General features: G+C 30.7%; 7 protein-coding genes. All 7 read right to left on the reverse strand.

Annotated elements, in window-relative coordinates; translation table 11 throughout:
* Positions 1–25: 25 nt before the first annotated feature.
* Entirely contained in the window at positions 26–1,066 is a 1,041-nt protein-coding gene (locus ACNQGX_RS17490) for a serine hydrolase domain-containing protein (protein WP_417978436.1), read from the reverse strand.
* 21 nt (positions 1,067–1,087) lie between these two features.
* Positions 1,088–2,014: an alpha/beta fold hydrolase gene (locus ACNQGX_RS17495; RefSeq protein ID WP_417978438.1), complete on the reverse strand. Its 927-nt coding sequence runs from the start codon at positions 2,012–2,014 to the stop codon at positions 1,088–1,090.
* 44 nt (positions 2,015–2,058) lie between these two features.
* Positions 2,059–2,499, reverse strand: coding sequence for a DinB family protein (locus ACNQGX_RS17500; protein ID WP_417978440.1), 441 nt, complete (start codon positions 2,497–2,499; stop codon positions 2,059–2,061).
* A 25-nt stretch (positions 2,500–2,524) separates the two neighbouring features.
* Complete coding sequence (locus ACNQGX_RS17505) at positions 2,525–3,430, reverse strand: S66 peptidase family protein (protein ID WP_417978442.1); 906 nt, start codon at positions 3,428–3,430, stop codon at positions 2,525–2,527.
* A gap of 94 nt (positions 3,431–3,524) precedes the next feature.
* Positions 3,525–4,193 (reverse strand): MBL fold metallo-hydrolase, encoded by a 669-nt coding sequence (locus ACNQGX_RS17510; protein WP_417978444.1) that lies wholly within the window; start codon positions 4,191–4,193, stop codon positions 3,525–3,527.
* A gap of 60 nt (positions 4,194–4,253) precedes the next feature.
* The gene (locus ACNQGX_RS17515) at positions 4,254–4,829 is read right to left on the reverse strand and encodes a Crp/Fnr family transcriptional regulator (protein ID WP_417978446.1); all 576 of its coding nucleotides are present in this window, start codon (positions 4,827–4,829) and stop codon (positions 4,254–4,256) included.
* A 157-nt stretch (positions 4,830–4,986) separates the two neighbouring features.
* On the reverse strand, positions 4,987–6,018 hold the full coding sequence (locus ACNQGX_RS17520) for a S41 family peptidase (protein ID WP_417978448.1): 1,032 nt from the start codon (positions 6,016–6,018) through the stop codon (positions 4,987–4,989).
* Positions 6,019–6,352: the final 334 nt, after the last annotated feature.

Below are 6,352 nucleotides of genomic sequence, written 5' to 3' on the forward strand. Positions count from 1 at the left end.
ATTGTCAGTGAATTAGTGGTGGTTTTTATTTTATCAGTTTACTATTCATTAGTATTTTTTTGATTTCTATTTCAAAAGAATAGGCAAGACTTAAACTTTTATTCATTTGGTTTTCTAATACTATTAAACTAATGTCATTTTTAGGAAAGTATAAATTTACAGAAGCAAAACCGTCTCCTAATCCTGTATGTCCTATATATTTTATTGGTTCCTTATCGCTAATTCTAATTGCGTATCCGTAGCCAACTTTCTCTTTCCCAAAAACATCATGTTGTGCCGTTATGGAATAACTGGTCATCAGTTTATACGTTTCGGGTTTTAGAATTTTTCCTTTATGCAAATTATTATTCCAAATTGCTAAATCAGTTGCTGTCGTAATTATTCCGTCGGAACCTAAATTATCAAAATTTATTTTGGTGTTTTCGACTATTTTAAAAGAGTTGTCTGTGTTAATATATCCCGAAACGAGTTTTTGGATTTTGTCTTTTGAATAGCAAAATGTGTGTTTCATTTTTAGTTTTGCAAACAGTTCTTTTGCAATTTCAGAATATGATTTTTTTGAAGAAAATTCAACAATCTTTCCGAGCAAATTAAATGAAAGATCTCCATATTTAAAATCGGAACCTGCTTTGAAAATCAAAGGTTTTTCTAAATCAACAATTCCATGAGTATGATTGAGCAATTGATGAACCGTTACAGTGTCAGCCCAAGTTTGTGTCAAATTCGGCAAGTATTTCTTGATAGGCATCTGTAAATCTATCCTTCCTTGTTCAACTTCTTTTAGAATCAACACCGCAGTTATTTGCTTGCTGTTTGACATTATTTCAAATTGGCTTTCTAAATTCAATTGTGTCTTTTTGTCAAAATTTGCATAGCCGTATGCTTTTGAATATTTTGTTTTTCCATTTTGGGTAATAAGTATTACACCATTAAAAGGCCGAATATTAGTTGTCTTTATTAAACTGTCGATTTGAGTAGAATAATCTTCTTTTTGTTGTCCGAATGAACTATAACTTGATAGCAGAAGAATTGCAATGAAATAGGAAATTCTGAATAATTGGTTCATTTTTAAATATTGGTTATAAAATTATTGGTTAACCCATTTTGCTATGCTGTTTACAAATTCTTTTTGCTGGTCAACGAAAAGATAGTGCGAACAGTTATCTATTTGGTTAAAATTCTTTTTGCCTGCTAAATTTTTTATATAATCGATTTGGGAAGCAGAAAAAATACCGTCTTGCTTACCGTATATGGCATAAATACGAAGATTATTGCTTTTTAACTTTCCCAAAATTGGTTTTGTATCAATATTATTTAACTTCTCATTTTTATAAAAAAGTATTGGAGCATTTTTGTTTCTAATATTCGTTTTATAAAAATCACTTGCCTCGTATGATGCGTGTAGTTTATTGGCTTTGTTAGTTGGGTTGGGCATTGTAAAGTAACCGTTTTCACCAGCCACTTCAAAACAAGTTTTACGGTATTCAGCAGAATATTTGTCACCGTTTTCTATGCCATTTATTCTTTTGAGATTTATGGAATCTCCCTTAGTTAAGTAGATTCCTCTTACCGAATTCAAAATATGATCGTACGTTTCTTGTTGAGAAACTAAAGCTCCGGCAAGTATAAGAGCATCCACTTTTTGAGGATATTTTTCAGTAAAAAGTGTAGCTACTAAACCTCCAAAGCTATGCCCGATGAGGTTTGCTTTTTCAATATTGTACGTTTTGTAAATAGTTATCAAATCATCAAAAGCTTCATTATAAGTAAATTTTGCAGTTGAATCTATCGAGCGTCCTTCTCCGCGTCTGTCGTACACAATTACGTAAAAACCTTTATCGGCAAGTTTTTGAGCGGTCGTGGATTCAAAGAGAGTTGCGTTACCGCTTGGTCCGCCGTGAATAAAAATGATAGGTTTGTCTTTAGTATTTCCATACGATTTTGAGTAAATCGTTTGTCCATTTACGAAAAACGTGGTCAAAAGGAAAGTTAACAAAGTAAATATTTGCTTCATTAAGTTATTGAATTCTCTTATTAGCGGTAGTTTTTTATTTTTCATCAATAAGAAACCACTTGTTTTAAATGATGTTCTAAATGTTCAACATAATCATTAAATAAAAATTGAATTGTTGCGCTATTATCTCCACCTGTATTTACTTTATAGTTCAATTTTTCCTTTGGAATTTGTTTAATCAGTTCTAATATTTGTTTGTTGTATGCAGACCAAAAATCAATGATTTGAGAACTTTTCATTTGTTGATAGTAATTGTTTTTGTTCCATTCAACTTGGTTATATACTATTGTAGGAATTGTTTCAAACTGCCCTCTTACAAATCTATGATGATTGTTTGTTGCACTATCGATTAAATGGCCAATGATTTGTTTTTTGCTCCATTTTTCAGGATTAAGTTTTAATGAAAAAGAGGATTCTTCAATTCCACCCAACAATTGTGGGATTTTTTTACACAAAAATTCCAGTCGTTCTATTGATGCTTCCATTTAGTTTATTTTCTTTATATTGTTTTTAATTCTTGAATTCAATTTTAATGGTGTTACCATTTGGACTGATTTTTATTTCTCTTCCTAAAATCAGGGTGCGATTATCCTCTTGATGACCGGATGGAAAACCAAAATAAATGGGATAATTAAAAGGATTTGTTTCTTCTACTATTATTTCATTCGCAGTTTTACCATATTCGAGTGTTGAATCTTTTATGTCAATCATTCCACCAACAAGTATCGCTTTTAAATTTGATAATTTTCCACTTCTCTTTAATGCAATTAGCATTCTGTCTAAATGGTACAAATATTCATCAATATCCTCAAAAAACAATATTTTATTGCTCGTGTCGATATCGGAGCTTGAACCAATTAAAGCATATAAAATTGATAAATTCCCGCCGACTAAAATGCCCTCAACAACACTTTCAGCATTTTTATTGCTCTCATTTTTGCTGATTTCATATGTTAGGGTTTCTCCAAACAATGCTCTTTTTAAGGATGTTTTAGATTCCGAGGTACATTTGGGAATTCCTTGCAACATTACAGCATGAAGTGTTTCAATATTGAAATTGTGAATATGGTTGTGAAGAACTGTTATGTCACTATAGCCAACGATCCATTTGGGATTCTTTTTAAAATTAGTAAAGTCCAATACATCAATTATTTTCATTGTTCCATATCCTCCTTTTGTGAAAATAATCGCTTTTATAGCATTGTCATCCAGCATATTTTGCAAGTCTTCCGTTCTTTCCTGGTCTGTCCCTGCAAAAAAGTGATGTTCATTAAAAGTGTGTTTGCCAATGACAGGAACTAAATTCCAACTTTTTAAAAGTTGAATTCCGTCAACTATTTCTTCGGATTTCGTTCTTTTTGCCGTACTTACTATTCCGACTTTGTCTCCTGATTTTAAATATGGTGGAATAATCATTGTCTGTTATTTTCCTTTTGGTTTGATGGATTGTAGTATTTTTATCTGCTGTTTCACAAAATTACCTGTTTTTCTTGAACGTTCATGCATTTTTCTATCCCATTTTCTCCATAAATTGCTCTAATTCGCCATTATCATACAAAACGGGTCCGTGGCCAAAACAAATAATTTTTGGTTTTAAGGCATAAATTTTCTTGATAGAGGCACTATTTTTTTCTTTGTCTGTCGTAAATAGATTTGGTGGTTGATTTAATCCGACAACAGTCGTAATTAAATTCATATTCACAAGGGCATCTCCAACTATCAAAACTTTATCTCTTTCTCTGAAAAATGAAATATGCCCGTTAGAATGTCCTGACGTTTCAATAACCGTGAAACTACCAACATTATCACCTTCTTTAAGTATACGGGATACTTTATGACCTTTCCCAGCCCAAAATTGCTGCTGGAATCGAGCGATTAAATGATGCTTATTAGGATACTCGTTAATAACATGTCCAGATTCAGCGTTTTCTTTTTCAAATTCAGAGGTCCAAAGGGGAATGTTTAAATGATTGCAAATTATGCTACTACTGCCTTGATGGTCAGCGTGTGCATGAGTCAAAACGTGGGCAGTTATTTCATGATTATGAATTGATTTTAAAATTTTTTTACTCGAACTGCGAATGCCTGAATCAATAAGAATATCGTCAATAACATAACAATTAATGCTATTTCTGGGCATCAGTGGAATCTGGAAAACATTTTCAGCTATTTCTTTCATTTTTGTTAGTTTTTAAAGTACAAAAATGATGAACGGAAATTTATTTCTCTTTGATAAATGTTAAGAAATACTTTTTCTTATTCTGCTTAAGGATTCCGGTTCCATCCCTAAAAACGAAGCAATGTGTATTAAGGGTGTCCTTTGCACTATTTTGTCTGATGCAGTTTTCAAAAATTCAAGATATTTTTCCTTCGCGGGAATAGATTGGAGTTTTAAAAGTCTGTCGGCTACACAAAGGAAGTTTTGTTCCGCTAAGATTCTTCCAACTTTTTCCCATTGAGCAATAAGACTATACAGCTCTTGCATATCTTTAAAACTAATTGACAACGTTTCCGTATTTTCTATGCATTGCATATTCTCAATAGATTTTCTTTGATGGATAAAACTTGAATAGGAGGAAACAAAGCCATTGTCGCATGCCAAATACGTATTGGTTTCTTTACCATTATTTAAATAAAAAATACGTACTAAACCATTCAAGATAAAATGAATATCCGTTGAAATTTCCCCAGCAATCAGGACGTACTCTTTTTGCTTGTATTTGCTACTTCTGAATTTAGATCTAATTATTTCTATTTCAGCGTTTGTCAATTGGACAAAAGCAAGAATTTGGTTTATTAAATTATCATGTCCCATCTATTTCTAATCGTTTTTCATTAATTCTGTTTTTGACAGTAGCTATTTTTGTCCAAGTGAGTCGTTTAAAATATCCTGCTCCTGTATATTTGATTATATTAAAAAGTAAAATTGATTTTACAATAATTAATGAAAGTCCAAATGCAGCAAAGTTTGTCTATAATTGTCCTTCTAATTTTGAAATCGCTTCTTTAATTTCATTTTCAGTTAATTCTATTTTAATATTTGATTTTAATAGATTTTGTAATGCCGTAATATGTGCCTTTGTTAGTGCTTTTTCAGAACTTATTTTTATATCGGCTTCAATACCTTTATGTTCCCAATTTGTATTTGTTATTGAATTTTTTTCTATTGATACGGGTACAAATAAATGAAATTTATTATCTATAAAAAATACTTTCACAGGATTTGCTGCACCATAAGTTGTGTCTCCAATAACTTTTGCAATATTATTTTGTTGTAAGTTATAAGCTAATGCCTCAGCAGCGGAAATCGTTTTATTGTTTACAAGAATATATACCCGTTTATTTAAATACTTTTTACCATTCACTTTTTGCATTGTATACGATTTTGTTGTTTTATCATCATATCTCGTGTAGCTTTCACTTAATTCTGTTTTTTTATCAAAAAAATAACTTAAAAATAGTTCAACCATTTTACCATCGCCTCCTTGGTTATTTCTTAAATCAATAATTAATGCATTCGTATTTGAAACAAAATTCATTGTAGCATCAAGAATTTGTTGAGCAGATTTGTTTCCTTCAGGAAATCCGGTGTATTCTATGTATCCAATATTCCCATCTAGTCTTGTTACTTTTTCAAAGCCATAATTGAATTGTTTGTTTATGGAATCATATTTTTGTAACAATTCTTTTTCATTGACTTTTTTTTCATCTTGGTTTGGACGATATAATACATTAAAATGCAAATCATTTCCGTTTTTAGTTAAATAAGAAGAAAGAACAGTTGCAAATTCTTTATCGGTAAGACTGTCAAATGTTTTTAGCTCTATTTCAGATTTTAATTTTTTTGAAAGTTGATTGGCAACATCTTCAAAAATATAATATTCGTTAATTTTATCTGCTATTTCAGTTAATACTATTTTTCTGTTTGGTTTAAGTATAGCTGTACTTTGTCCGATTGAAAATATTGACATCAAAAGGATTATAGAGGAAAGGATTGTTCTCATTGTCTTATTAAGTTTTATTTTTTATTTCTTTTACTCCAGCTTTCGAAATCATTAGCTGTACTATTTGCCCTTTTTTATTTTTAATAAATTCAATCGTTCTGTCGTTATTGTCTGAACGGAAAAATTTTGTTTGAGACTCTGGTAATAATTCTATTTCGTAATCGATATAGTACAATTTTTTAAATTAAGCCAAATGCCCAAATCTATTGTAGCAAGTGTTGAACTAAACCTTCGGTAGCGCGTCACCTGAAAATGTTAGTCCTTTGTAAAACTAATTAAAAAACATTTACAATGACAAAAAAAAGAAGACGACGCAGTTGTAGCAACTAAAATT

The organism is Flavobacterium glycogeni (assembly GCF_048286775.1).
Taxonomy (GTDB): Bacteria; Bacteroidota; Bacteroidia; order Flavobacteriales; family Flavobacteriaceae; genus Flavobacterium.